21 protein-coding genes are annotated in these 23,259 nt (G+C 60.7%); 19 read left to right on the top strand and 2 right to left on the bottom strand.

Annotation, left to right across the window (positions count from 1 at the left end; translation table 11 throughout):
- A partial coding sequence (locus ACTM86_RS03045; protein ID WP_441053298.1) for a helix-turn-helix domain-containing protein occupies nt 1-447 on the bottom strand: 447 nt, incomplete at its 3' end.
- A 112-nt stretch (nt 448-559) separates the two neighbouring features.
- Nucleotides 560-1,816 carry a DNA polymerase IV gene (dinB, locus tag ACTM86_RS03040; protein WP_441015531.1) on the bottom strand — a complete coding sequence of 419 codons (1,257 nt, stop codon included), beginning with the start codon at nt 1,814-1,816 and terminating at the stop codon, nt 560-562.
- Between the two features lie 201 nt (nt 1,817-2,017).
- On the opposite strand from dinB, the gene rpsP reads away from it, so the two are divergent.
- The 19 genes from rpsP to tsf all read left to right on the top strand — a co-directional run bounded on the left by rpsP (nt 2,018) and on the right by tsf (nt 23,157).
- A complete protein-coding gene (gene rpsP, locus ACTM86_RS03035; protein ID WP_022094749.1) occupies nt 2,018-2,359 on the top strand; it encodes a 30S ribosomal protein S16 in 342 nt (113 codons plus the stop codon).
- A 42-nt stretch (nt 2,360-2,401) separates the two neighbouring features.
- Nucleotides 2,402-2,647: a KH domain-containing protein gene (locus ACTM86_RS03030; RefSeq protein WP_154516529.1), complete on the top strand. Its 246-nt coding sequence runs from the start codon at nt 2,402-2,404 to the stop codon at nt 2,645-2,647.
- A gap of 34 nt (nt 2,648-2,681) precedes the next feature.
- Entirely contained in the window at nt 2,682-3,173 is a 492-nt protein-coding gene (gene rimM / locus ACTM86_RS03025; protein WP_427717603.1) for a ribosome maturation factor RimM, read from the top strand.
- A 10-nt stretch (nt 3,174-3,183) separates the two neighbouring features.
- Entirely contained in the window at nt 3,184-3,942 is a 759-nt protein-coding gene (gene trmD / locus ACTM86_RS03020; protein WP_154516229.1) for a tRNA (guanosine(37)-N1)-methyltransferase TrmD, read from the top strand.
- A 2-nt stretch (nt 3,943-3,944) separates the two neighbouring features.
- Nucleotides 3,945-4,508, top strand: a complete 564-nt coding sequence (gene lepB, locus ACTM86_RS03015) for a signal peptidase I (RefSeq protein ID WP_441015529.1) — start codon at nt 3,945-3,947, stop codon at nt 4,506-4,508.
- A gap of 59 nt (nt 4,509-4,567) precedes the next feature.
- Nucleotides 4,568-5,479, top strand: coding sequence for a glycine--tRNA ligase subunit alpha (locus ACTM86_RS03010; protein ID WP_441015527.1), 912 nt, complete (start codon nt 4,568-4,570; stop codon nt 5,477-5,479).
- A 3-nt stretch (nt 5,480-5,482) separates the two neighbouring features.
- Nucleotides 5,483-7,579, top strand: a complete 2,097-nt coding sequence (gene glyS, locus ACTM86_RS03005) for a glycine--tRNA ligase subunit beta (protein ID WP_441015525.1) — start codon at nt 5,483-5,485, stop codon at nt 7,577-7,579.
- A gap of 34 nt (nt 7,580-7,613) precedes the next feature.
- Nucleotides 7,614-8,489: a pyruvate, water dikinase regulatory protein gene (locus ACTM86_RS03000; protein ID WP_154516238.1), complete on the top strand. Its 876-nt coding sequence runs from the start codon at nt 7,614-7,616 to the stop codon at nt 8,487-8,489.
- A 341-nt stretch (nt 8,490-8,830) separates the two neighbouring features.
- On the top strand, nt 8,831-11,581 hold the full coding sequence (gene ppdK / locus ACTM86_RS02995) for a pyruvate, phosphate dikinase (RefSeq protein ID WP_441015523.1): 2,751 nt from the start codon (nt 8,831-8,833) through the stop codon (nt 11,579-11,581).
- A 172-nt stretch (nt 11,582-11,753) separates the two neighbouring features.
- Entirely contained in the window at nt 11,754-14,513 is a 2,760-nt protein-coding gene (locus ACTM86_RS02990; protein WP_441015521.1) for a hypothetical protein, read from the top strand.
- Between the two features lie 148 nt (nt 14,514-14,661).
- Entirely contained in the window at nt 14,662-15,003 is a 342-nt protein-coding gene (rplS, locus tag ACTM86_RS02985) for a 50S ribosomal protein L19 (RefSeq protein ID WP_117583231.1), read from the top strand.
- Between the two features lie 93 nt (nt 15,004-15,096).
- Nucleotides 15,097-15,885: a ribonuclease HII gene (locus tag ACTM86_RS02980; RefSeq protein ID WP_441015519.1), complete on the top strand. Its 789-nt coding sequence runs from the start codon at nt 15,097-15,099 to the stop codon at nt 15,883-15,885.
- Nucleotides 15,886-16,073: 188 nt separating this feature from the next.
- The gene (locus ACTM86_RS02975; protein ID WP_441015517.1) at nt 16,074-16,559 is read left to right on the top strand and encodes a YraN family protein; all 486 of its coding nucleotides are present in this window, start codon (nt 16,074-16,076) and stop codon (nt 16,557-16,559) included.
- Nucleotides 16,559-18,082, top strand: a complete 1,524-nt coding sequence (locus ACTM86_RS02970; protein WP_427717565.1) for a YifB family Mg chelatase-like AAA ATPase — start codon at nt 16,559-16,561, stop codon at nt 18,080-18,082. Before ACTM86_RS02975 ends, ACTM86_RS02970 begins: the two co-directional genes overlap by 1 nt.
- Nucleotides 18,082-19,014, top strand: coding sequence for a DNA-processing protein DprA (locus ACTM86_RS02965; protein WP_441015515.1), 933 nt, complete (start codon nt 18,082-18,084; stop codon nt 19,012-19,014). The genes ACTM86_RS02970 and ACTM86_RS02965 overlap by 1 nt, the downstream gene beginning before the upstream one ends.
- 14 nt (nt 19,015-19,028) lie before the next feature.
- Nucleotides 19,029-20,366, top strand: coding sequence for a methylenetetrahydrofolate--tRNA-(uracil(54)-C(5))-methyltransferase (FADH(2)-oxidizing) TrmFO (gene trmFO / locus ACTM86_RS02960; RefSeq protein ID WP_441015513.1), 1,338 nt, complete (start codon nt 19,029-19,031; stop codon nt 20,364-20,366).
- On the top strand, nt 20,330-21,283 hold the full coding sequence (locus tag ACTM86_RS02955; RefSeq protein ID WP_441015539.1) for a tyrosine recombinase: 954 nt from the start codon (nt 20,330-20,332) through the stop codon (nt 21,281-21,283). The genes trmFO and ACTM86_RS02955 overlap by 37 nt, the downstream gene beginning before the upstream one ends.
- A gap of 230 nt (nt 21,284-21,513) precedes the next feature.
- Nucleotides 21,514-22,242 (top strand): 30S ribosomal protein S2, encoded by a 729-nt coding sequence (rpsB, locus tag ACTM86_RS02950; RefSeq protein ID WP_441015511.1) that lies wholly within the window; start codon nt 21,514-21,516, stop codon nt 22,240-22,242.
- 45 nt (nt 22,243-22,287) lie between these two features.
- Nucleotides 22,288-23,157: a translation elongation factor Ts gene (tsf, locus tag ACTM86_RS02945; protein ID WP_409064982.1), complete on the top strand. Its 870-nt coding sequence runs from the start codon at nt 22,288-22,290 to the stop codon at nt 23,155-23,157.
- Nucleotides 23,158-23,259 lie beyond the last annotated feature (102 nt).

Here is a 23,259-nt window from a genome sequence, read left to right as displayed (position 1 = left end):
GGCCACCTCGGTCTCGAGCCTTCGGCAGCGCTCTTCGAGCTCCTGCTCGCGCGTGCGCGGCCTCGCCTTGGAACCGCTTGGCCGGCCCTTGGGCCTGGGCCTGAGCGCCTCGGCGCCGCCCTCGCGGTAGAGCGCGCACCATCTCTTGAGCGGCGCCAAGGACATGACCCCGAACGCCTCCATGGCGTCCCGCTTGCTCATGCCGCCGTCGACGACGGCGGAGGCGGCGGCGACCTTCTGCTCGTATGTGTACCTGGTCTGCTTGCCGTCCATGGATAGCAGCACCTCGCTTCCGAACGACCGGTATACGTAGAGCCATTGTCTCACGGTGTCGCGCGGGACCGACAGCGCCTTCGCCGCCGACTCGGAACCGTGGCCTCGCTCGAAGAGCCCGATCGCCGCCTTCCTGGCCTCGATGTCGTGCTTCACCCTCAAGTCGACTCGCATAAAAAGCCTCCCATTTCTCGTGTCCAAGAAATGGGAGGCAGTTCAAATTAGCTACCCCGTACTACCCTGACAATCTAAAGTAGCTAAAAAAGCCCCGTCCCAAATTGACTACTTAGTGGGAGGAGAAGCGTGATTGGCGGCCGAAGGATAGGGCGGTGTCGCCGAACTTGTCTCGGACTGCGTCGATGGCGACGGAGAGGTCACGGCGGTCGCTGGATTGGGCTCCGCGGTCGTCGACTTCGCAAAACAGGTCGGTCTGTATGCCGCCTTGATGATTGAAGTCACTCATGCCTATGCCGGCAAGGCGTACATGCATTCCTTCCTGCCAGATGTTGTCGAGCAACTCGATCGCTACCGCCACAAAGATGTTCTCGTCGTCGGTGGGATGGGGGAGTCGTCGCTGTGCCGAGCGACCGCTGCCGTACGAGTACTTAAGTTTGAGCGTCACCGTGGCGCCGGTAAGTCCCTGGCGGCGCAGGCGACGTCCGACGGATTCGCCCAATAATGCAATCGCCGCTTCGATGTCCCCGCGCTCGGTCAAATCTTTCGCAAAGGTGCGCTCATTGCTTACCGACTTGACCTCACGCTCTTCATCGAGGCTCGTGACTTCGGAAACCTCGAGCCCCAACGCACGCTGGCGCATGCGCTCGCCGTTAACGCCAAAAATCGCAGACAGCGTGGATTCCGGTGTGCGCGACAGCTCGCCCAGCGTGTAAATCCGCATGCGGCGCAGCCGCTCCTCGGCCGAGCGCCCGATACCGCTCATGGCAGAAACAGGTAACGGTGACAGAAAACGCTGCTCAGTTCCCGGGCGTACGACCGTAAGCCCAAACGGCTTGTCTTGCTCGCTTGCAATCTTGGCTACCGTTTTGTTGCAACCGACGCCGATGGAGCAGGTCACCCCCAGTGCCGCCACGCGATCGCTGATGCGTCGTACGACGAGCAGTGGGTCCTCGGGCGCAAAGCGGCCCGGCGTGATGTCGATAAAGGCCTCGTCGATGGACACGCGCTCAACGCGTGGTGTCTCGTCGGCAAGAATATTCATGACCTGTGCGCTGACCTCTTGGTAGCGATCGAAATGCCCGTGTGTCCAAATGGCCTGCGGACATAGGCGGCGCGCCTCGGCCGAGGGCATGGCGGAGTGCACGCCAAAGCGGCGTGCCTCGTATGAGCAGGTGGAGACGACGCCGCGCGATTCGGCGTCTCCGCCCACGATAAGCGGCTTGCCGCGCCACTCGGGATGATCGAGCATCTCCACGCTCGCAAAAAACGCATCGAGATCCATCAGACCCACCGCCGGACCCGTCCAGGGCGGCGGCGTGACGCCCGCAGTATCCTCATAACCGTATGTATGTTCGCATCTTTTCATGGCATGAGTATACCGCGCAGCTCATGTGGGGTGCGTGGATGTGCTTGCAAATCGCGAATTCTTGTCTAAGATATGGATTTGCCTTCGACTACACCGAAGAAGTTGGTCTCACGGACTTCACCTGCCCGCGTCGATGGCGTATTATGTTCAACTGTTTGTTTGTAGTTGCAGCCTAAAGCTGCTTGGTTGGAGGAGTTTCCTTTGGCAGTCAAGATTCGCCTTGCTCGTCACGGCGCTAAGAAGCGTCCGTACTACCGTGTCGTCGTCGCCGATTCCCGCGCCCCGCGTGACGGTCGTATCATCGAGGAGGTTGGCCGCTACAACCCGATGACCGCCCCCAAGACCATCAACCTCGATCTCGAGAAGATTGCTGACTGGCAGTCCAAGGGCGCTCAGCTCACCGACGCTGTCGCCGCCCTGGTCAAGGCCGCCAACGAGGGCGAGAAGACCGAGACCGTCGTCAAGAAGTCCAAGAAGCAGCTCGCCAAAGAGGCCGAGGCCGCTAAGGCTGCCGCTGAGGCCGCTGAGGGCGCCGAGGAGTAAATCGTGCCTGAGGTTGACGCTGCACAGCTCGAGGGTGAGGCAATGCTCTCAGATCGCATCGCCGATCTCGTCGAATATCTCGTTGTTCAGATCGTCGACGACCCGGATTCCGTGAGCCTGGAAGTTATCGATGGCGACGATGCCTCAACTATTGAGGTTTCGGTCGCCGAGGATGACGTAGCTAAGGTCATTGGCCGTCGCGGCCGTACCATCAAGGCCATTCGCACGCTCGCCCGTGCACTGGCCGCTCGCCTCGACACTTCCGTCGAGGTAGAGGTTCTGGGCTAGGACCTTGAGGTCCCAGTACAAAAACATCGCCCGTGTGGTTAAGCCGCATGGAAGGAAGGGGGAGGTCCTCGCGCAGCCGCTGCGGGGGCTTCCTTCTGTATTGGAGCCGGGTATGCGTGTCGCCCTGACGCCACCGGCGCTCAAGCGTGACCGCTTTTGCACGGTTACATCCGTTACCGATACGGGCGATGGCGATTTGGTTTCGTTTGAGGGCATTGACGACTTGACGGCCGCCGAGGGCATCACGGGTTGTTTCGTTCTGGCGAACCGTGATGACTTTGAACTCGATTCACTCGATGCCGCCTATACCGACCTTATGGGTCGCGAGGTGGTTGACGAGCGCTTTGGGTCGCTCGGAACGATCGTTGAGATTATGTCGACGCCCGCCAACGACGTTTGGGTTGTCGAGGGTGATCGGTATGGCGAGGTGCTGATTCCCGTGATCGAGCAAGTTGTGCTCGATCTTCCCGATCGGGGAGCAATATCCGTCCACGTTATGGACGGCTTGATCGATATGGACAAGTAGGGAGGACAACATGCTGATCGAGACCCTTTCGGTCTTTCCCGAGATGTTTGAACCCGTCATGTCCACATCGATCTTGGGCCGCGCCCGCAAGGCCGGCCTTTTTGATTTTAAGGCGTATAACCTGCGCGACTGGACGCACGATCGCCATCGTACCGTCGATGACGAGCCGTACGGCGGCGGTCAGGGCATGCTTATGAAGGTCGAGCCCATCGCTGAGGCCATCGAGGCCATCAGCTCTGAGGGCCCCAAGCCCACCGTGGTGTTCTTTACGCCCTGCGGTGAGCCTTTTACGCAGCATGTAGCCGAGCGCCTGCTCCAAAGCGAGCGCCTGCTGTTTGTGTGCAGCCGTTACGAGGGTGTCGATGAGCGCGCGTATGCCTATGCCGACGAGCGCCTGTCGATCGGCGACTATGTGCTCACGGGCGGCGAGCTGCCGGCTATGGTCGTTGCTGACGCCGTCGTGCGTCTGATTCCCGGCGCGCTTGGTGACGAGATGAGCAACGTTGACGAATCATTCTCGACCGCCGAGGACGGTGGGCTGCTCGAGTACGCGCAGTACACCCGTCCTGCCGAGTTTAACGGCGAGGGCGTGCCTCCCGTGCTTGTAAGTGGTGACCACGCCAAGGTCGATGCCTGGCGTCGCAAGAACGCCATCGAACGCACCTGTCGCTGGCGTCCCGATCTGATCGAGACGGCGCGCCTTACGCCCCAGGAGCGTGCGTACGCGCAGGAGATTTTGGACGCTTCGTATTCGCAGAGCGAGGAGTGAGAATGGTTCCGTCGCAGCATTCCATACTAAAGGGTGTGTTTGAGTGGGTCGTGGTCGTCGCGATTGCGCTCGTCGCCACCTTCTTGATTCGCTCGTTTGTGGTCGAGCCCTTTGTGGTGCCCACCGGTTCCATGGAGTCCACGATCGAGATTGGCGACCAGATCCTGGCGCAAAAGGTGACGCTTGAGCTCGGCCAGCCTGTCAAACAGGGCGATATTGTGGTGTTCCACAACCCCGATGGCACCTCTGAGCACGATGTGCTCGTCAAGCGGGTCATCGCTACGGCCGGCCAGACGGTCGACCTGCAGGACGGCAAGGTGGTCGTTGACGGCCAAGCGCTCGACGAGGACTATACGACGGGCATGAGCTGGCCACTGTCGGTCCAGGCGCCTGGTGCTCAGGTGAGCTATCCCTACACCGTCCCAGACGACTGCGTGTGGGTGATGGGCGACAACCGCGAGAACTCAGCCGACTCACGCTACTTTGGCCCGGTCGACCGTTCGGACCTGATCGCCGTGGCGCTCGTGCGTTACTGGCCGCTCAACCGTCTGGGCGCTATCGACTAAAAACCGCTATAGTACAGTACCTAACCGTGTAATCGTTTCGACGAGGGGATATTAGAGGCATGAACGCTTCATCGCTTTCCTTCCAAGACATCATCCTGCGCCTCCAGCAGTACTGGGGCGAGCAGGGCTGCGTCATTATGCAGCCCTATGACTCCGAGGTCGGTGCCGGTACCTTCCATACCGCGACCACGCTGCGCTCGCTCGGTCCTGCCGAGTGGCGCACCTGCTATGCGCAGCCCTGCCGCCGTCCCGCCGACGGCCGCTACGGCGAGAACCCCAACCGCATGCAGCACTACTATCAGTTCCAGGTGCTCATCAAGCCCTCGCCGGTCAACGCCCAGGAGCTTTACCTGGGGTCTCTAGCCGCCATTGGCCTGGACCCCAACGACCATGACGTCCGCTTTGTCGAGGACGACTGGGAGAGCCCGACGCTCGGTGCCTGGGGCCTTGGCTGGGAGGTTTGGCTCAACGGCATGGAGGTCACGCAGTTTACGTACTTCCAGCAGGTGGGCGGCATCGAGGTCGACCCCGTGCCCGTCGAGATCACCTACGGCCTGGAGCGCATCGCAATGTACGCCCAGGGCGTCAACTCCGTCTACGACCTGGTGTGGAGCTATCTGCCCGACGGCACGCCCATGACCTATGGCGACGTGTTCCTGGAGAACGAGCGCGAGTTTAGTGCCTACAATTTTGAGGTCGCTAACGTCGAGATGATGCGTCAGAAGTTTGACGACTACGAGTCCGAGTGCCACTCCTGTCTGGAGCGCAAGCTGCCGCTGCCCGCATACGACTGCGTCATGAAGTGCAGCCATGCCTTCAACCTGCTCGATGCCCGCGGCGCCCTGTCCGCAGTCGAGCGCGCCAACTACATCCTGCGCGTCCGCGCCGTCGCCAAGGCGTGCTGCGAGGCCTATATGGCCGAGGTCGCCGGAGTTAACGAGAATGCCGACCAGGAAGGCGAGGTGGCGTAAGCCATGGCAGACGCTAAGGATTTCCTGTTTGAGATCGGTACGGAGGAAATGCCCTCCGCACCGCTGAACAATGCCGTCAAGCAGCTTGGCGATATGATCGCCAAGGGCCTCGACGAGGCCGGCCTGGCCCATGGCGAGGTCCGCGTGATCTCGAGCCCGCGTCGTCTGGCTGCGCTCGTGACCAACGTCGCCACCGCGACCGATGAGGTCCACGAGGTCAAGCGCGGCCCTGCGGCAAACATTGCCTTCGATGCCGACGGCAACGCCACCAAGGCCGCCCAGGGCTTCGCCCGCAAGTGCGGTGTGGCTGCCGAGGACCTGATCCGTCGTGAGGATACCGACGGTCGCGAGTACGTATTCGCCGAGAAGAACATTCCCTCCGTGCCGGCTACCCCTATTCTGACGGCCCTGTGCGAGAAGACGATTGCAGGCCTGCAGTGGCCCAACTACCGCAGCCAGCGCTGGGGCCACGAGCACGCTACGTTTGTGCGTCCGGTCCGTTGGATCTGCTGCCTTCTGGGCGAGGACGTTGTGCCCGTGACGTTTGCCGATGTGACGAGCGGCAATACCACGCGCGGACATCGCGTGCTGGGCGCCGGTGACCATGTTGTCGCCAGCCCCGCCGTCTACGAGCAGGTGCTCGAGGACGCCGGCGTGCTTTCTGCCGAGCGTCGTCGCGAGGCCATCCTTGCCGGTATTGCCGAGGTCGAGGCCGCTCGCCCTGGCTGCCATGTCGACACGCCCAAGAAGGTCTTCGAGGAGGTCATTAACCTCTGCGAGTGGCCGACGGTGCTCGTCGGTACCTTCGACGAGGAGTTCCTCAAGGTCCCGCACGAGATCATCTGCGAGTCCATGCTCACCAACCAGCGCTACTTCCCGATCTATGACGGCGAGGGCAAGCTCACGCGTGAGTTCGTGGTCGTCTCCAACAGCAAGCCCGAGAATGCCGATCGTGTGATCGACGGCAACGAGCGCGTCGTGCGCGCCCGTCTGGACGATGCCAAGTTCTTCTACGAGGAGGACCTGAAGATCTCCCTCGACGAGTTCCGTGAGCGTCTGGCCAAGGTTGCCTTCCAGGAGAAGCTCGGCAGCGTGCTCGCCAAGTCCGAGCGCATTGAGCAGCTCGCGCTCGCTATTGCCCGCGAGGCCCATCTGGGCGCCCACCTCGCTGCCGATGCCGCTCGCGCCGCGCACCTGTGCAAGGCCGACCTGGTTTCCAACGCCGTCGTCGAGTTTACGAGCCAGCAGGGCGTGATGGGTGGCTATTACGCGACTGCGATGGGGGAGAACGACGAGGTCGCCCACGCCATTCGCGATCACTATCGTCCCCGCTTTGCCGGCGATGAGCTGCCCGAGGGCACCGCTGGCTGCATCGTGGCCTGTGCCGACAAGCTCGATACCATTGCCGGTATCTTTGCCATCGGTGAGCCCCCGACCGGCTCTTCCGACCCGTACGCGCTGCGTCGCGCCGCTATCGGCATTATCAACATCCTGCGCGATCGTCTGCCGATCGACCCCACGACGCTCATCGACTTTGCCCTTGAGCTCTATAGCGAGCAGGGCATCGAGTTCGACGCCGCCGAGGTCGCCCAGCAGGTCCGTGAATTCTTCCACGGCCGTCTGGTGAGCATGGCCCGCGACGAGAAGATTCCGGCGGATACCGTCGCCGCCGTCTCCGCGGTGCACATCATCGCTCCGTCCGTCTTCTTCGCCCGCTGCGCCGCGCTCGACGAGGCTCGTAAGAACGATGCCGAGACCTTCGACAACCTGGCTACTGCCTATGCCCGCGCCGCGCACATCTCCAAGCCCGAGCTGGGTATGGAGTACGATCGCAGTCTGATGGGTGAGGCCGAGCTCGCGCTTGCCGATGCCTCCGAGGCTGCTCAGACCGCTGTCGATGGCGCCCTTGCTGCCGAGGATTATCCGGCCGCATTTGCCGCCCTTGCCGCCCTGCGTGCCCCCATCGACCGCTTCTTCGACGAGGTTATGGTCATGGACAAGGACGAGCAGCTCCGCGATAATCGCCTTAAGCTGCTCAACCGCTTCGAGGCCGTTTTCTCTGGCATCGCCAACATCGGTGAGCTTGCCCGCAAAAAGTAAGCCAGCCTGCGCATAAGCGCAAAAGGAGCCCCGCATGGATTGCCCGGTCACCGCTCGTCCCACCGTTATCGTTATCTCCGACTCGCTCGGTGATACCGCTTGTGAGGTGGTGCTTGCGGCGTCCGGGCAATTTGATGAAGGGGCTTTTCGTCTCTTGCGCTTGCCCAAAGTGAACTCGGTGGAGCAGGTCAAGTCGTTTGTGGGCCCGCGCGTCGATGCGGACCATCGTGATATCGCCGTGTTCCACACTATCGTCGATCCGGCGCTTCGCGCCCGCGTGCTCGATTACCTGGGTATGCTGCATATTCGCTCTGTCGACCTGATCGGTCCGACCCTTGCCGTGCTGTCGTCGCTCATCGGTGTGCCGCCCAAGGGCGTTGCGGGCGTTATCCACAAAACGGATGACCGCTATTTCCACCGCATTGAGGCTATGGAGTATTTCGTTGAGCACGACGACGGGCGCGGTTGCGACGACCTTTCGGGGGCCGATATCGTGCTGCTGGGCGTGTCGCGTACGTCCAAAACGCCGCTGTCGATGTATTTGGCCTATCAGGGTTACAAGGTCGCAAACGTTCCGCTGGCGCACGGCATGGAGCCGCCGAAGTCGATTTACGAGGTCGACCCGATGCGCCTGTTCGGCCTGATTTCGACCGTTGACGTAATTTCTGAGATTCGCGACAGCCGCTTGGGCGATGACTACGCCCGCGCCGTCGCCGGCTCCTATGCCGAGCCCGAGAGTGTGCGCAGCGAGCTTGAGGAAGCCCGTGCCCTCATGAAGCGCCTAGGCTGCTTTGTGGTGCGTACCGACGGTAAGGCGATTGAGGAGAGTGCATCCGAGATCATCGGTCATTTGGAGGAAATCCAAGAAGCTCGAGCCCGTCGTGCCGCTCGCCGCGCTCAACAAAAGTAGCTAATTTGGGACGGGGCTTTTTTAGCTACCCCGGCTGAGGTCGCGAGCTTTTTGGCCGATTGCCGACGGGGTAGCTAAAAAAGCCCCGTCCCAAATTAGCTACTTATGGTAAAGCGATTTAGCAAAGTTCTTTCAGTTAACCTGCACGTCTCCTACACTGGTATCTTCATAAGGTAACCACCTTTATCTACCGTTTACCGTCAGTTTTACCACGTTTACCAAACCTCGCACCCTCTACGCAAGCACTTCCAATACCCGCCGTATAGTACCCTCACGGCTCGCATCCGGCGGGTCGATTCGTTACCACGGTCGTGCGCGACAGCGCATGGAAGGGGAGTATCGTGAGCGATTGCAAGAGGGTTTACCGTTTTGGAACCGACGCCCAGGGCGCTTGTGTCACTGAGGGCGACAAGTCCATGAACTTCGTGCTTGGCGGCAAGGGTGCAAATCTTGCCGAGATGAGCCGCATCGGCCTGCCGGTTCCCGGTGGCTTTACCATTACCTGCCAAACCTGTGTCGAGTACTCCGGCGCCGGCAACGTGTGGCCCGAAGGCGCACTCGATGAGATCGTTGCCGCCGAGGCCGATCTCGAGGCCCGCTGCGGCAAGAAGCTTGGTGACGCATCCGACCCGCTGCTCGTGTCGGTTCGCTCGGGTGCTCCGTTCTCCATGCCCGGCATGATGGACACGGTCCTCAACTTGGGCCTTAACGACGACTCCGTTCTGGGCCTCATTACCCAGACGCAAAACCCGCGTTTTGCCTGGGATAGCTACCGCCGCTTTATCCAGATGTTCTCCAACGTCGTTATGGGTGTCGATGCCGACTTGTTTGAGAACGCCCTGACCCAGGCTCGCTTGGTCGCCGGCGTTCGCGTCGATTCCGAGCTTTCGGCCGAGGACCTGCAGGAGCTCGTCGAGACCTTCAAGGGCATCTTCTCCGAGAACGTTGAGGCTGCCCTGTATCCCGAGCTCGAGGTTGTCGACGGCAAGCCCGTCTTCCCGCACGATCCGGAGCTCCAGCTGCGCCTTGCCATCCAGGCCGTCTTTGGCAGCTGGATGAACGAGCGCGCCTGCATCTACCGCAAACAGCATGGCATTTCCGACGAGCTCGGTACCGCCGTCAACGTCCAGGCCATGGCTTTTGGCAACAAAGGCGAGACCTCTGCGACCGGCGTCGCCTTTACGCGCAATCCGGCCGATGGCACCAAGGAGTTCTACGGTGACTTTTTGGTTAACGCCCAGGGTGAGGACGTCGTCGCCGGCATCCGCAACACTGAGCCCATCGCCGACCTCAAGACCACCCCGGGTCTCGAGTCCGCTGGTGAGGAGCTCGAGCGCGTTTTCCTGACGCTCGAGGATCATTACCGCGATATGTGCGATATCGAATTCACCATCGAGCAGGGTAAACTTTGGATGCTTCAGACCCGCGTGGGCAAGCGCACCGCTACCGCCGCGCTGCGCATCGCTATCGAGATGGTCGAGGAGGGCCTCATCACCCGCGAGGAGGCCGTGAGTCGCATCGATCCGGCGCAGCTCGACCAGCTTCTGCATCCGCAGTTCGACTCCTCCAAGAAGTACGAGGCCCTGGCCTGCGGCCTCAACGCCAGCCCCGGCGCCGCCGTAGGCGAGGTCGTGTTCTCGAGCGACGATGCCGTCGCGCGCGCCAACGAGGGCCACAAGGTCATTCTGGTTCGCTGGGAGACCAACCCCGATGACTTGAAGGGCATGGTCGCTGCCGAGGGCATCCTTACCAGCCACGGCGGCAAGACGAGCCATGCCGCCGTTATCGCCCGCGGTATGGGTACGCCCTGCGTCTGCGGTGTCGAGCGCTTCCATATTGACGCCGCCGAGAAGGTCGTGCGCATCGAGGGCAGCGACCGCGTGCTGCACGAGGGCGACATCATCTCCATCGACGGCACTCAGGGTATCGTCGTCGATGGCGCCGTCGATCTGGTCTCCGCCGAGCTCACCGGCGACCTGGACACCATTCTGTCCTGGGCAGACGAGATTCGCCTGGACGAGACCGACGGTCACGCCAACCACGTGCGCGTCAACGCCGACAACCCCGAGGATGCCGCGCTCGCACTCGAGTTTGGCGCCGAGGCCATCGGCCTGTGCCGCACCGAGCACATGTTCCTGGGCGACCGCAAGAACATCATCCAGAGCTTTATCCTGTCCGACGACGAGGCCGTAAGGCAGCAGGCCCTGGCCGACCTGCTCAAGGTTCAGACCGAGGACTTTCTGGCGATGTTTAAGACCATGTCCGGTCGCGATGTGGTCGTTCGCCTGCTCGATCCGCCGCTGCATGAGTTCCTGGATAATCCTCGCGAGCTCGAGGTCGCCATCACCAAGAAGGAAGCCGCCGGCGCCAGCGAGGAAGAGCTTGCCACGCTGCGTGCCCGCCTGCGTCGAATCGACGGCATGGTTGAGTCCAACCCGATGCTCGGCTTGCGCGGTGTGCGCCTGTCCGTTGTCTTTGGCGATCTGCCGCTCATGCAGGTTCGCGCCGTCGCCACGGCTGCCGCCCGCCTTATCAAGGAGGGCGTCGACCCGCGCCCCGAGATCATGGTCCCGCTCGTTTCCATCACAGCCGAGCATGTCCAGACCCGCGAGGTCATCGAGCGCGTGATCGCCGAGGTATCCGCCGAGGAGGGCGTCGAGCTCAATATTCCCGTGGGCACGATGCTCGAGCTGCCGCGCGCCTGCATGGTCGCCGACGAGATCGCCCACCATGCCGACTTCTTCTGCTTTGGCACCAACGACCTCACCCAGACAACCTTCGGCTTCTCGCGCGACGACGCCGAGGCCAAGTTCATCCCGCTGTACATGCACAAGAAGATCCTGAAGGATAATCCCTTCGAGACCATCGACGCGGCGGTGCTCGAGCTGGTGCGTATGGCAGTCGAGAAGGGTCGCGCCGCCAACCCCGACATGCACTTTGGCGTGTGCGGCGAGCACGGCGGCGACCCCAAGTCCATCAAGGGCCTGTTCAACGTGGCCGATGTGGACTACGTGTCCTGCTCGCCCTATCGCGTGCCCCTCGCACGACTGGCTGCCGCCCAGGCCAAGCTCGATGCCAAGCGTTCCGCCTAACTGAGTCGCGTTCCATTTGCGCCTCTTACGCCCCCCTTCGCGCCGCCGCGCTCCCTGTGGACGCGGCGGCGTTTTATATTGATTCTGTTGGTTCAATACATTGGCAACTGACGGGAGGACTGCGATGAAAAACCTCACCAGGTATTTGCAACGAGCGCGTCGGGGAGCACAGATGACCCTGTGCTGGGTGGTCGTTGCGGTCACGGCACTTTGCGGGATGCCGACGGCCGGTTTTGCCCTTCAGGATGAATCGCGCGACGAGCTTTATGGCGACGTGGTCAACCCGCTCACCATTACGGTCAACGATCGCGACTGCACGTTTGTAGATATCGATGACGGCAAGCTCGAGGGCCGTACCTCGATGTACGACAACGTCTCGTTCTATACGGCCGCCGTCAAAAAGGTGTTGCCCAACTGGGCATCGCTAGCCTATAACATCCTTGGCTATGGTGGAGGCGACGACTCCGGGGACTTTTTGTACTGGGACCACGCCGGCAAGGGCTTTGAGAAGGACTTCGGTAAGGGTCACTACATCTATCTGTATGATGCGCTTTCGGGCGGCAACGGTGAGCATTCCGACGGCGCCGACAAATCGAAACAGAGTGGTCTGACATCGGCAAAAAGCCTCAAAGCTGTCTACGATCGCTTGACCGACGATATCGCCGGCTGTATCGGTCACAAGCTGAAGGGCTCCGATTTCCGTGAAAACGTGCCGCTCGACGGACTGTCGAAAGACACGACTGAGCAGGACGTCATCTATGCCACCATTGCTTGTGTCGACAAGCTCGGCGGCACCTATCAGTATGATTTCAATGGCTTTGGCATCGCGTTCTATAACTTTAGAGTTCAGCAGCTCAACAGCATGAACAAGCTTAACTGCGCGCCCGAGGACGCGCCGGGCTATTCCTTTGTCGATTCTAAGACTGAGCAGGAGCTCGTTACCTCGGCTCTTAACGTCGGCTATGAGGACGCCTCGCAGAGCATCACACTCGCCCGCGGTACCGAGGAGACGGTCGGCACGAGCACTTCTGAATCCGCATCGTATTCCAAAGGCGGCTCGTGGGGCGCATCGGTGAGCCTCAAGGAGTCGCTGGGCGTGCCCGCAACAGCGAGCGAGGAGATCGAGACCTCGTTTTCGGCCGAAGCCACGATGTCCCAGTTGTGGGAGGCGAGCAAGACCGAGGAACAGTCTATCACCACAACGGACAATCAGTCGGTCACCGTCGATATGACGATCCCTGCGCACACGCAGGTCAATAGCAAGCAGACGAGTTCTACTACGACGCTGTCCGAGGACTATGACCAGCCGGTGGGCGTGACGTTCGACGTGATTATCTTTAACATGAACGGCGAGTGCTACGACGACAACGCCGCCGTGCAGGAGTTCCATACCGCCGGTTATGACCAGCGCTCGTTCTACACCACCTTTGGCGATCAGTCGACCGACGCCGTGCAGAACCTGTTCCTGCGCTCAATCGCCCATCGTGGCGACGACGGCTACGATACCACCGCCGGAAACGTTACGAGCTGGTCGTATCGCACCAACAACCACATGGTGCGCGCCATCGATTGGAATTCTGTCCTGGCCGATCGCGAGGTGCCATCGCGCAACGGCGGCGCCCCGCGCACGTGCAATGTGCTCAACGACATGGCAGCCACCTACCCCATGTCCATTACGGGTTCCAATCTGTCGTTCGAGTCGGTGACGGTCGATACCCAGTTGGGCACGCCGCAGCCCATTAAGCCCATTTCCAAGATTCTCGTATCGCTGCAGACCGATAAGACCCGAAGGCTTACGGTGGGAGACGAAGACCCCATCTCTTCCTATCGCGTGCGTGCAAGGGACGAGGACGATGTTGACTATTACGGCTTTGTGAAGTCGTCGGGCGACTGGCGCGTGGTCGATAAAAACGGCAAGAAATGCAAGTCCGACGTCATCGAGATCCAGACCGACCCTGTCACCCACGAGCAAGTCGTGGTGGGTAAAAAGGCCGGCACCGCCTACGTAAAGTACTTTATCCCCGAGGACACCTATGTGGACGTGAACGGGCATGTTTCGACCAATGACGAGATCGACGCCGCCGCCTACAAATATAAGGTAAGCGACGTGGCGCCCGAGTCGTTTAACGGCAGCATCAAGCTCGAGGGCTCGGCACAGACCGTCGTCGGAGTCGAGGAGAATCTCAACGGCATCGACGGCCTAACGGCTACGGTCTATGACACGACGGGCAAGGAAGTCGATAGGGTCTGCAGCTGGGAGGCCCAGGAGCTCGAGAGCAAGGGCATTTCGGTCGCGACGGACGGCACGATGACCATCTCGCAACCGGGCACCTTCCATGTTCGCGCCTTTATTGACGGCGTGTATTCCGATTGGGCCGAGGTCATCGCCGCACCCGCACCGGTCGACCCGATGACGACCGTGGTCGAGACACCGGTGAGCGTTACGTCCGTTTCTTCGGGGGATTCTTCGGCAACGACGGATAGCGCGGCTCCTGCCCAGGGAGAGCAGGCGGCTTCCGATGCGAACGCGGCCGATTCTGCTCCGGCGAGCGACGATGCCACTGCAGTGACTGACGACACCGCGCCCGCTGCCGCAAAAGATGCCTCGCCGATTCCTACGGGCCTCGTTACCGTTTTGACCGATATCTGCCGCTACGGTATCGATCACGGCCTCATCGGCACATCAAACAAGGAAGAGATGACCAAGCAGGACTTCGACATCTTAGGCATCCTGTACCTGATGGCGGACAGCCAGGACCTGGTGCCCCAAGACGCCGAGGACGCGATGAACGAATGGGCTCATGACAACTATAATGACGAAGAGCTTGCCACCTGGAAGCAGCATGCGCTTTCGGTGCTGCTCGAATACGGTTATATCGCGCCCGGAACGACCGTGACGACGCCGACGACTGATGCTGCGGACGGCGCATAAGTGCAGAAAGAGTGCGTGTTTTTGTCTTTTTGCGCACGGGCAAAATAGTTCTTGCAGCCAAGGTCGTGGCGTGTATACTCGAATACGTTTGTTCAACTACGTGCCGGCCAAGGTGGTACGGCACCTCTAGAAGAGTAAGGAATTGCACATGGATTACATCCGCGCAATCGAGCGTCAGCAGATCCGCGAGGACATCCCGCAGGTCCGCGTTGCCGACAACGTCAAGGTTCACTACCGCATTAAGGAAGGCGACCGCGAGCGCATCCAGGTTTTCCAGGGTGACGTCATCCGCATGGCCGGCGCCGGTGCCCGTGAGACCTTCACCGTCCGCAAGATTTCCTTCGGTGTCGGTGTTGAGCGTACCTTCCCGCTTCACAGCCCCAAGATCGCCAAGCTCGAGGTCGTCCGTCATGGTCGCGTCCGTCGCGCCAAGCTGTACTACCTCCGCGACAAGGTGGGCAAGGCTGCTCGCATCCCCGAGAAGCGCTAAGAAGATCGCAGCGTCTGTCCACTCGTTTGGACACAAGGGTCACCTTCGGGTGGCCCTTCTTTTTATCTGATTTCCATGCAAGGAGGGCCTGGTATGGCCAATATGACGAGCTCGATTTCGGCATCGCAGGTTGCCGGCGAGCTGGCGAGTGCCACGTTCGAGGAGATTCCCGCCCTCGTGGAGCACTATCGCGAGGATCCGCGCCAGCAGGTGATCAAGGCTTGCGACCGCGCACTTAAGCGCCATGCCAAGGAACTTTCCGAGCGCGAGCGCGTCAACGGCATGTACGAGCTTATGCATGAGCTCGGCGGCGATGGCGTGGTCGTTGGTGTTGACGAGGTGGGGCGCGGCTCTGTCGCCGGCCCGTTGACGGTCTGCGCTGTCTGCCTTCCCATGGAGCCGCGCGTTTGGGGCATTAACGATTCCAAAAAGCTCACGCCTGCCCGTCGTGAGCTGCTCTCGGTGCAGATTGCCGAGGTGGCTACGGCCATTGGTTTTTGCCATATCGCGCCTGCGGACATCGATGAGATGGGCATGGCCCGCGCCATCCGCGCTGCCGTCGCGGGTGCGGTGGCCGATACGGGGCTCGAGCCCGATTGCGTGCTTATGGACGGTAACCCCTTGGGCGCCGTCCCCAACGAGCGCGATGTGGTGAAGGGCGATGCCAAAATCGCCTGCATCGCCGCTGCTTCCATTATGGCCAAGGTCACGCGCGACGAGATGATGGTCGAGTACGATGCCGAGTATCCCGAATATCATCTTGCTGAGTCAAAGGGCTATGCGAGCCCCGAGCATATTGAGGCTATTCGTAAACATGGCCTTTCTCCGTTGCATCGTGTGAGCTTCTGCGGAAATTTTTTGCAGACGGAGCGTCTTTTTTAAGGCAAATATGGAGACAGGGACTTCTGGGATTTTATAAACCAGCTGGTGGGGACCGCATGCAACGCAATTGTTGCATGCGGTCCCTTTTTTGTTTGTTTTTGGTTGGTCTTTGGTTTTCTTTTGGTACTTACCCGCAAGAAAGGCGGCCTCATGATCGGGTCAATATCGTGCGCGGGAAAGGAGACCCCATGTGCGCCGCAAGTGCAAAGAGCAAGACGCAACAGCTCAAAGAGCTTTGGGAGAGCGGGGAGATTGATTGCGCGTCGATTACGCCTGGGTTCATTAAGGGCCTCAGTCCTCGAGAACTGGGCATGCTGGGCGAGCTTATTGCAATCGATTACTTTCGCGAGCGCGGTTATGCCCTCTTGGAACAGGGCTACCGGTGTCCCGAGGGTGAGGCCGATCTGGTACTGCTTGATGAACTTGATGATGTCGTGGTGATGGCTGAGATCAAGACAAGGCGCGTCGCCCTAGATTGCAACACGCGGATCTTTCCCGAGGAGGCGGTGGACGCCCAAAAGCAGCGTCGCTACCGCCGTATCGCGAGTTGTTACCTTATGGATCACTATCCCCTTAAGGCGATTCGCTTCGACGCGGTGGGCGTTACTATCCGCGGCGGTCATATTGCGGAGATTGAGCATCAATACAACGCATTCGATTGGCAGGTATCGTGATGGCGTTTGACACCTTTGCCGTCCACGCTGCATGCATTCGTGGCGTCGAGGCGATTCCCGTCACGGTCGAGGTCTCGCTTGCCGGCGGTATTCCGGGTATCCAAATGCTTGGCATTCCAAGTATGGAGGTGATGGAGTCGCGTGGCCGCATACGCTGCGCAATGCGCTCGGCGGGATTTGAGATTCCACGAGCGGGCATTACCGTCAACTTGGCTCCGGGCGACATCCGTAAAACGGGCAGTGGTTTTGACCTGCCGATTGCCATCGCGGTACTGGCGGCCGATGGGCAGATTCCCCGCGACCATCTAGACCATTGCCTTATTGCCGGTGAGCTCGGGCTGGATGGTAGCGTGCTGCCCGTAAAAGGCGAGGTTGCGTTTCAGTTGTTGGCGCGTGATATGGGCCTGTCCTTTATTGCAGGAAGGTCGGATCAACATGTGCCGCTTGCCGGTGTGGACTGTGGCTTTATCGACCATCTGTCTCAGCTTGCCCGCGGTATGGGCGAGGCGGCTCGGCATTATCTGGATTCCGAGGGTGTCGAGGCGTCGTTTGAGCCAGAACTTGATTATGCCGATGTGCTGGGGCAGGAGGTTGCCAAGCGCGGCATTGCGCTCGCGGCGGCGGGGGAGCTCGGCCTGCTTATGATTGGCTCGCCGGGTTCGGGCAAGACCATGCTCGCACGCCGCATGACGGGTATCTTGCCCGAGCTTTCTCTCGAGGATCAGCAAGAGGCGCTGTGCATCCATTCGGTCTTGGGCGAGAACATCGATGGTTTGCTGGCGGGACACCGGCCGTTCCGTAGCCCCCACCACAGCATTTCGACTGCGGGCCTTATTGGCGGCGGTCGGCCGGTGCACCCGGGCGAGATTAGCCTAGCGCACGGCGGCGTGCTCTTTTTAGACGAGCTTGCCGAGTTTCCCAACAGCGTGCTGCAGACACTCCGTCAGCCCATAGAGCGCGGCTACGTCAAGATCGTACGCGTCGATGGGGCTTTCACGTTTCCCTCGCGGTTCCAGCTGCTTGCCGCGAGCAATCCCTGTCCCTGCGGCTTTTTGGGCGATCGCGAGGTACCGTGCCGCTGCTCGGCTTCGATGGTTGAGCGCTATCGGTCTAAGCTACGTGGTCCCTTGGCCGATCGTATTGACCTTATGATTGACGTGACCCGACCCGACCCGCAGGTAATTATCGAGGGTGCCGAGGGTATGTCGTCAGCTGAACTACGTGACTATGTTGTGCGGGGTCGGGCATTTCGTGCCTGGCGTGAGTCCCGTTTGGACGATGCAGATGCCGAGGCCGAGGACGATGAGTCACGTTCCATCGACGGCGTCGTTTCGACCTTTGCGCTCGATGGGGCAGCGGAAAAGTGCGTGCTCGGCCTGTCGAGGCGCACGCATCTTACCGGTCGCGGCATCGTGCGCTTGGTGCGTATCGCGCGCACGATTGCCGATGTTGCCGAAAGTGAGCGGGTAACCCAAGACCACGTGCTCGAGGCGGCGATGTACCAGGGGAGGAGGGACCAGTAATGCCCGAGGAGACTTTTGAGCTGCATCCCGGTGATGCGTTGTATCCAGATACCGTTTTGGAGCTCTCTGATGTACCCCAGACGCTTTATGTGCGTGGCGACCCCGCCGCACTGTCGACGCCCGCGCTCTCCATCATCGGCGCTCGCAAGGCCTCGCCGTACGGCCTTGCCGTGGCAGAGCTGGCCGCGAAAGTTGCGGTCGAGGCGGGGGTGACGGTGGTCTCGGGCGGTGCGGTCGGCTGCGACCAGGCCTCGGGTTGGGCCGCGGTCAACGCTGGTGGCAGGCACGTCGTGGTGTTGGGTACGGGCGCCGACGTGGTTTACCCGCGCTCGAGTGCAGGGCTGATCGCGCGCACGATCGATACGGGCGGCGCGGTCGTGTCCATCTCGCCTTGGGGTATGGGGCCACGCAAGTTTGCCTTTCCGCGGCGTAACCGGGTGATTGCCGCGCTTTCGCAGGCGCTGTTCGTGTCGGAGGCCGGCATGCCCTCGGGCACGTTCTCGACAGCGGAGGCCGCCATGGACCTGGGGCGCGAACTGCTCGCGGTACCTGGCTCCATTTTGTCACCAGAGTCGCGTGGGACCAACTACCTCATCGCCAACGGGGCCTGCTGCATTGTTGACGAGGAGTCTATTGAGATGGCCATCTCGCGAATTTACGGCACCCTGCGCTATTCGCGTCCCGATGCGCCCGGTATCGCCGATCTGGACCCCACGCAGCAGGCCGTGATGCACGCGCTCATTGCCTCGCCGCTCAAGGTCGATGACATTGCCGCGCTCGTCTCCCTCGATGCCGTCGGCGTGCTCAAACTCCTGGGCTCACTCGAGCTCGAGGGACTCATCGAGCGCATGATGGATGGAAGGTATGCGCCCTCAAAGTTTGCGCTTCACGCTCAGACGCCCTTCGGTCACAATGGAAAGCGTGTCAATTAGAAAGGTGTTTGCAGATGCTGTTTGATCAAGTGACGGTTATCGGTGGCGGTCTGGCGGGATCGGAATGCGCGATTCAGCTGGCAGATCGCGGGTTTGCCGTAAAGCTGTGCGAGATGCGGCCGCTGGTGACCTCTCCTGCCCACCATACCGATCACTTGGCGGAGCTCGTCTGCTCCAATTCGTTTAAGTCGACCCGACCCGATTCCGCCGCCGGCCTGTTGAAGGCCGAACTCGAGCGTATGGGTTCGGTGCTGCTCGACTGCGCTCATCGCGCTGCCGTTCCCGCTGGTGGCGCCTTGGCGGTCGACCGTGTTAAATTCTCCGAGCTCGTCGAGGCCGAGGTTGCCGCCCGCTCCAATATCGAGGTCGTTCACGGCGAGGTCACCCAGATTCCCGAGGGCCATGTGGTTATCGCCGCGGGTCCCTTGTGCTCGCCGGCGTTGAGCGGGGAGGTCATGAAGCTCGTCGGTGGTGATTCCCTGGCGTTCTTTGACGCCGCGGCCCCGATTGTCGATGCCTCGACGCTCGATATGGATGTGCTGTTTTCGCAGTCGCGCTACGAGGAGCAGGGGAGTGGCGACTATCTCAATGCCCCGCTCAACAAGGAGGAGTACGAGGCCTTTATCGAGGCGCTTACCACGGCCGATCGCGTGGTGCTCAAGGACTTTGAGGGCGGGGACCTCTTCCAGGCCTGTCAGCCTGCCGAGGAGGTTGCGCGCACGGGCAAGGATGCCATCCGCTTTGGCGCTATGAAGCCCGTCGGGCTCACCGACCCGCGCACCGGTCGCCGTCCCTGGGCGGCGATTCAGCTGCGCGCCGAGAACAAGGAGAAGACCGCCTATAACCTGGTTGGTTTTCAGACCAACCTGACCTTCGGCGAGCAGAAGCGCGTTTTTCATATGGTTCCCGGTCTGGAGAATGCCGAGTTTTTCCGCTATGGCGTCATGCATCGCAATACCTTTGTCGATGCTCCCCATGTGCTCGATGGGACCTTCGCCGTGCCCGGCACGGGCGTGCGCCTTGCCGGACAGATTACCGGTACGGAGGGTTACATGGAAGCGGTCGCCACGGGTCTCCTCGCTGCGCTCAATACCTATGCCGAGGCTATCGAGGTTGCTCCTGTCGAGCTGCCGCGCGTGGGCGCTCTCGGCGCGCTCGTGGGCTATGCGACCGATCCTGCTACGGTCGGATATCAGCCCATGCATGTTAATTTTGGCCTGGTGCCTCCCCTCGAGGACGGTAAACGCCGCAGTAAACGTGAGCGCTATCAGGCCTATGCGGATCGCGCCCTTAAGGCCTTGGATTCCTATCTGGAATCGCGCTCCGACCTGTTTGGGGGCGACCGGCCATAGCCTTTGACCTGTACGGTGCCGTCGACTCGTTCATAGCCTATATTGCACGCGTCGAGGGGCTTTCTTCTAACACTGTTATCGCTTACGGCTCTCGTCTGGAGCGTTTTGCCGCTTGGTGCGAGCGTGGGGATATCGATGCACGCACGGCGGACGTACGTACCGTTCGCATGTATCTGGCGGAGCTGTCGCGCGAGCAGGTGGCGCCCAGGACGATTGCGGCGCACCTGTCTGCCATTCGTTCGTTCTATCGATGGATGGCTGCCGAGGGTCTTATCGATGGAGACGCTGTCTCTGCGATTGCCTCGCCCAAGCTTCCACGCGATTTGCCCGGAGTGCTGACCACCCAGCAGGTTAAGGCACTGCTTGAGGCGCCAGACGTTTCAACGCCTGCGGGACTGCGTGATGCGGCGATGCTCGAATTGCTCTATGCATCTGGGGCTCGCATCTCTGAGCTTGCGGCACTCAATGTTGAGTCCATTGCTTGGTCCGAGCGAACGCTGCGGCTTTGGGGTAAGGGGAGCAAGGAGCGTATCGTGCCCCTGTATCGGCGTGCTCTCGATGTGACCCACCGCTATATTGAGGAAGGAAGACCGGAGCTTCTTGCTCAGGCAAAGCGTGGCGACGGTACGAACGGTGTGCATCCGCTGTTTATCTCGGCACGCGGCAACCGTATGAGCGCCGCCATGCTTAGGCGACGGTTTCATATGTTGGCGACGCTTGCGGGTATCCCTTCCGATATCGCCCCGCATGCGATGCGCCATACTTTTGCGACCGATTTGCTCGAGGGCGGAGCGGACTTGCGCTCTGTCCAGGAGTTGCTGGGGCATGCAAGCTTGTCCACCACGCAGATTTATACGCATCTCACGCCCGATCGGCTCAAACGCGCCGTTACCCAAGCTCTTCCGCGCGGCGAATAAGGCAGGAGAGGGGTTCTATCCAATCAATCACGCGTCCGTGTGTGTGGTTTTGATTTCGGGTTGGCAGAAAGATGTAATCCTGCTATCATTCATCGGGTTGCTTCACGGCAACAGGTTTTTATCACGCACGCGCGGCTACTTCATACCGTGGTGCCCGGGCTTTGGTAGCACATGTCCGGGTTGGTTTTGGAGGATGACCCCGCGCGGAGGCAAACCACAGGAGGTTTAACATGGCTACCAAGATTAATATCCGCACCCTGCTCGAGGCCGGCTGCCACTTCGGTCACCAGACCCGTCGTTGGAACCCCAAGATGAAGCCGTTCATCTTCGGTGAGCGCAACGGCATCTACATCCTCGACCTCAAGCAGACCATTCTTGACGCCGACCAGGCTTACACCTTCGTCAAGAACGTTGCCAAGGGTGGCAACGTGCTGTTCGTCGGCACCAAGAAGCAGGCTCAGGAGGCCGTCAAGAACGCCGCTGAGCGCGCCAACATGCCTTACATCAACCAGCGTTGGCTCGGCGGCATGCTGACCAACTTCGTCACCATCCGCTCCCGCATCAACCGCATGGAGGAGCTCGAGGCCATGGTCGAGGACGGCCGCATGGCTGTTCTTCCCAAGAAGGAGCAGGCTGTTCTGGGTAAGGAGCTCGCTAAGCTCCAGACCAACCTCGGTGGCGCCCGCGACATGAAGGGTCTGCCCCAGGCTCTCTTCGTCATCGACACTAAGCGCGAGGAGAACGCCATCAAGGAGGCCCAGCGCCTGAACATCCCCGTCGTCGCTCTGATCGATACCAACTCCGATCCCGACGAGGTCGAGTACGGCATCCCCTGCAACGATGACGCCATCTCCGCTGTCACCCTTATGTGCGAGCTCATGGCCGACGCTTGCCTCGCTGGCTCCGGCAAGGAGCAGATCTCCGAGGCCGAGATGGCCGCTGAGCCCAAGGCCGAGTAAATCAGTCCTATTTAAGTCTTTTTCATCTCTTTGAAAGGAACCACAATGGCCCAGATTACCGCCGCTATGGTCAAGCAGCTCCGCGAGATGACCGACTCCCCGATGATGGAGTGCAAGAAGGCTCTCGTCGAGGCTGACGGTGACATGGACGCCGCTGTTGACGTTCTGCGTAAGAACGGCCTCGCTAAGGCTGCCAAGAAGGCTGGCCGCGAGACCAACGAGGGCGCTGTCGCCGCGTTCGTCTCCGAGGATGGCAAGACCGGCGCTCTGCTCGAGCTCTCCTGCGAGACCGACTTCGTCGGCTCCAACGCCAAGTTCACCGGCTTTGCTTCCAAGGTCGCCGAGGTTGTCGCCACCACCGAGCCGGCCGATGTCGACGCTCTGCTCGAGAAGCCGATGGGCGAGGAGACCGTTTCCTCCGAGCTCACCGAGATGATTCACATCATGGGCGAGAACATGAAGATCTCTCGCTTCGCCGCCCGCAAGGTCGAGAACGGCGCTCTCGCTTCTTACATCCACATGGGTGGTAAGATCGGCGTCCTCGTCGAGTTTGCTTTCGAGAAGGCTGAGACCGCTCAGGCTGAGTCCTTCAAGACCTTTGCCCACGACGTTGCTCTTCAGGTTGCCGCTGTCGCTCCGATCTGCGCTACCCGCGATCAGGTTCCGGCCGAGACCGTCGAGCATGAGAAGCAGATTTACATGGCTCAGGCTGCCGAGTCCGGCAAGCCCGAGGCCATCCAGGAGAAGATGGCTGTTGGCCGTCTGGAGAAGTTCTACAAGCAGTCCGTGCTCACCGAGCAGGAGTTCATCAAGGACAGCTCCCTCACCATCAAGAAGTACGCCGAGCAGGTCTCCAAGGAGCTCGGCGATACCATTACCGTCGTTGCCTTCGACCGTCTGGTCCGTGGCGAGTAAATAAGCTCTTGTAGCTGGTAATGAGCAGGCTGTGGGTTTTACTCACAGCCTGCTTTTTCATGGCTCTAAGCAGAGCCTTTGATATCATATTGAGAGTCTAAT

It is taken from the genome of Collinsella sp. HCP3S3_E11 (genome assembly GCF_052067375.1).
Lineage (GTDB): Bacteria > Actinomycetota > Coriobacteriia > Coriobacteriales > Coriobacteriaceae > Collinsella.
The sequence above is the reverse complement of the archived record's forward strand: the minus strand, read 5'-3'. Positions and strand labels throughout refer to the sequence as shown.

Coding starts and splice junctions, on each gene's coding strand:
- dinB (WP_441015531.1), bottom strand. CDS start 1,816: ATGAAAAGATGCGAACATACATACGGTTATGAGGATACTGCGGGCGTC.
- ACTM86_RS03030 (WP_154516529.1), top strand. CDS start 2,402: ATGCTCTCAGATCGCATCGCCGATCTCGTCGAATATCTCGTTGTTCAG.
- trmD (WP_154516229.1), top strand. CDS start 3,184: ATGCTGATCGAGACCCTTTCGGTCTTTCCCGAGATGTTTGAACCCGTC.
- lepB (WP_441015529.1), top strand. CDS start 3,945: ATGGTTCCGTCGCAGCATTCCATACTAAAGGGTGTGTTTGAGTGGGTC.
- ACTM86_RS03010 (WP_441015527.1), top strand. CDS start 4,568: ATGAACGCTTCATCGCTTTCCTTCCAAGACATCATCCTGCGCCTCCAG.
- glyS (WP_441015525.1), top strand. CDS start 5,483: ATGGCAGACGCTAAGGATTTCCTGTTTGAGATCGGTACGGAGGAAATG.
- ACTM86_RS03000 (WP_154516238.1), top strand. CDS start 7,614: ATGGATTGCCCGGTCACCGCTCGTCCCACCGTTATCGTTATCTCCGAC.
- ACTM86_RS02990 (WP_441015521.1), top strand. CDS start 11,754: ATGACCCTGTGCTGGGTGGTCGTTGCGGTCACGGCACTTTGCGGGATG.
- rplS (WP_117583231.1), top strand. CDS start 14,662: ATGGATTACATCCGCGCAATCGAGCGTCAGCAGATCCGCGAGGACATC.
- ACTM86_RS02980 (WP_441015519.1), top strand. CDS start 15,097: ATGGCCAATATGACGAGCTCGATTTCGGCATCGCAGGTTGCCGGCGAG.
- ACTM86_RS02975 (WP_441015517.1), top strand. CDS start 16,074: ATGTGCGCCGCAAGTGCAAAGAGCAAGACGCAACAGCTCAAAGAGCTT.
- ACTM86_RS02970 (WP_427717565.1), top strand. CDS start 16,559: ATGGCGTTTGACACCTTTGCCGTCCACGCTGCATGCATTCGTGGCGTC.
- ACTM86_RS02965 (WP_441015515.1), top strand. CDS start 18,082: ATGCCCGAGGAGACTTTTGAGCTGCATCCCGGTGATGCGTTGTATCCA.
- trmFO (WP_441015513.1), top strand. CDS start 19,029: ATGCTGTTTGATCAAGTGACGGTTATCGGTGGCGGTCTGGCGGGATCG.
- rpsB (WP_441015511.1), top strand. CDS start 21,514: ATGGCTACCAAGATTAATATCCGCACCCTGCTCGAGGCCGGCTGCCAC.
- tsf (WP_409064982.1), top strand. CDS start 22,288: ATGGCCCAGATTACCGCCGCTATGGTCAAGCAGCTCCGCGAGATGACC.